Raw genomic sequence first — 1,749 nt, forward strand, 5'->3', positions numbered from 1 at the left:
CCCAACACTCGGCGCCGCGGCGGTTGATCATCGATGTCAGCGTGCGATGCGGGATGATGCCGGCATAGGCGCCGCGCCAGGCCAGCAGGTGCACGTCGGCGATCGCGCTTGCGTCGCGCGGCTCGGCTTTCCTGATGTCGATGCTCAGCGTGTTCATGATTGGTTAACCATAAACCCGCATCGCCCGATTGCAAGAGTCCGGTCAACCGGCTCCCACGCTTTCGCACAGGCGATCGACAGCTGGCAGGCGCGTTCGTAACGGTTCAGATTTCGACCAGATGATCGTCCAACTCGTTGCTGTCGCCGTTAGAAACCGGGAAATGCTCGGCCAGCACCGCGCCCGTCGCTTCGATTGCCTTGATGAAGCCGTCGGCGAGACGATCGTCGCCGGCATGCGCGGTAAGGTCGCGGACGACGCTGTCCCAGACATCTTGGCCGACACGGCTGTCGATGCCGCTGTCGGCGACCACCTCGGCGTAGCGCTCGGCAATGGAAACGAAGACCAGCACGCCGGTGCGCGCCGTGGTGCGATGGACGTTGCGGGCGAGGAACTGCTTTATCGCATTGGCGTGCGCGGCCTGGTAGCGCAGCCGCCTCGGCACCAGATGGATGCGCAAGCCGGGCAGCGCCCACAACAGGCCAAGCACCGAGGCCAGCGCCAGAAGCTGTGCGATGACGAAATGCGGCAAGCGGATCGACAGCCACCACGCTTCCAGCCCGTAACTGACGGCGAGGCTGACGACGAGCATGGCCAGCGTCGCCATGAACGCGGCCGGAAAGAAATAGCTGTCGCTGGCATAGGCCACGACGCAGTAGATTTCGCCGTCGGTCTTTGTCTCGGCGGCGCGGATCGCTTTGGCGATGCGGTCATGATCCTCGGGGCTGATCGGTCTTGTTGCCATGTTGTGTCTCACCAGCTTCCTGAAGAACCGCCACCACCGGACGAGCCGCCGCCGCCCGAAAAGCCGCCGCCACCCGACGACCAGCCACTACCGGAACTTCCCGATGACCAGCCGCCGCCGGACGAAGTACTCGTTGTCCAGACGCCGCCGCCCGTGCGCGCATAGCCTGACCTTTGGCCATAGCGAAACGTCATGCCCAGCCATTTATACACGCCCGGCAACAACTTGGTGCCGAAGATCGGCGGCAGGACCGCCATCGCCAGGCCGCCTAAGAACAGCGTCGCCCACACGATGATGAACAGCGCCACGATGGGATCGACGGAACTGTTGTCGGCCGGATTGCGGATCCCGCGCGATTCCAGCTCTTCGGGATTGCCTTCCAGCACCATGACCATGTCGTCGACGGCCTTACTGATGCCGCCGGAGAAGTCGCCGGCGCGGAAGGCCGGCACCATGTCGTTTTCGATGATCAGCTTGGTGTGCAGGTCGGTCAGCGTGCCTTCCAGCCCGTAGCCGACCTCGATGCGCATCTTGCGGTCGTTCTGGGCGACCAGCAAAAGCACGCCATTGTCCTCGCCGGCCTGGCCGAGTTTCCAGGCGCGAAACAGCCGGTTGGCGTAGGGCTCGATCTCCTCGCCGTCGAGACTATTGATTGTCGCGACGACGATCTGGTCAGAGCCCTTGGCCTCGAAATCCGCAAGCTTCTGGGTCAGCGCCGCCTTGGTCGCGGCATCGATGATGCCGGCATTGTCGACGACCCGACCGGTCAGAATAGGCAATTCGGCGGCGAGAGCGGTGAAGCCGACCAGCAGCACCGCCATGGCCACCAAGGCGGCACCGATCGTCG

2 protein-coding genes and 1 pseudogene are annotated in these 1,749 nt (G+C 64.0%); all 3 read right to left on the bottom strand.

Annotated elements, in window-relative coordinates; translation table 11 throughout:
- A pseudogene (locus EOC93_RS35135) lies at positions 1 to 157 on the bottom strand (GNAT family N-acetyltransferase); the annotation flags it as partial.
- A 106-nt stretch (positions 158 to 263) separates the two neighbouring features.
- Positions 264 to 902 (bottom strand): TPM domain-containing protein, encoded by a 639-nt coding sequence (locus tag EOC93_RS30580; RefSeq protein ID WP_095487643.1) that lies wholly within the window; start codon positions 900 to 902, stop codon positions 264 to 266.
- 8 nt (positions 903 to 910) lie between these two features.
- A complete protein-coding gene (locus EOC93_RS30585) occupies positions 911 to 1,723 on the bottom strand; it encodes a YgcG family protein (protein ID WP_245461589.1) in 813 nt (270 codons plus the stop codon).
- Positions 1,724 to 1,749: the final 26 nt, after the last annotated feature.

It is taken from the genome of Mesorhizobium sp. M6A.T.Ce.TU.002.03.1.1 (assembly GCF_003997275.1).
Lineage (GTDB): Bacteria > Pseudomonadota > Alphaproteobacteria > Rhizobiales > Rhizobiaceae > Mesorhizobium > Mesorhizobium mediterraneum.

Coding starts and splice junctions, on each gene's coding strand:
- EOC93_RS30580 (WP_095487643.1), bottom strand. CDS start 902: ATGGCAACAAGACCGATCAGCCCCGAGGATCATGACCGCATCGCCAAA.
- EOC93_RS30585 (WP_245461589.1), bottom strand. CDS start 1,723: ATGGCGGTGCTGCTGGTCGGCTTCACCGCTCTCGCCGCCGAATTGCCT.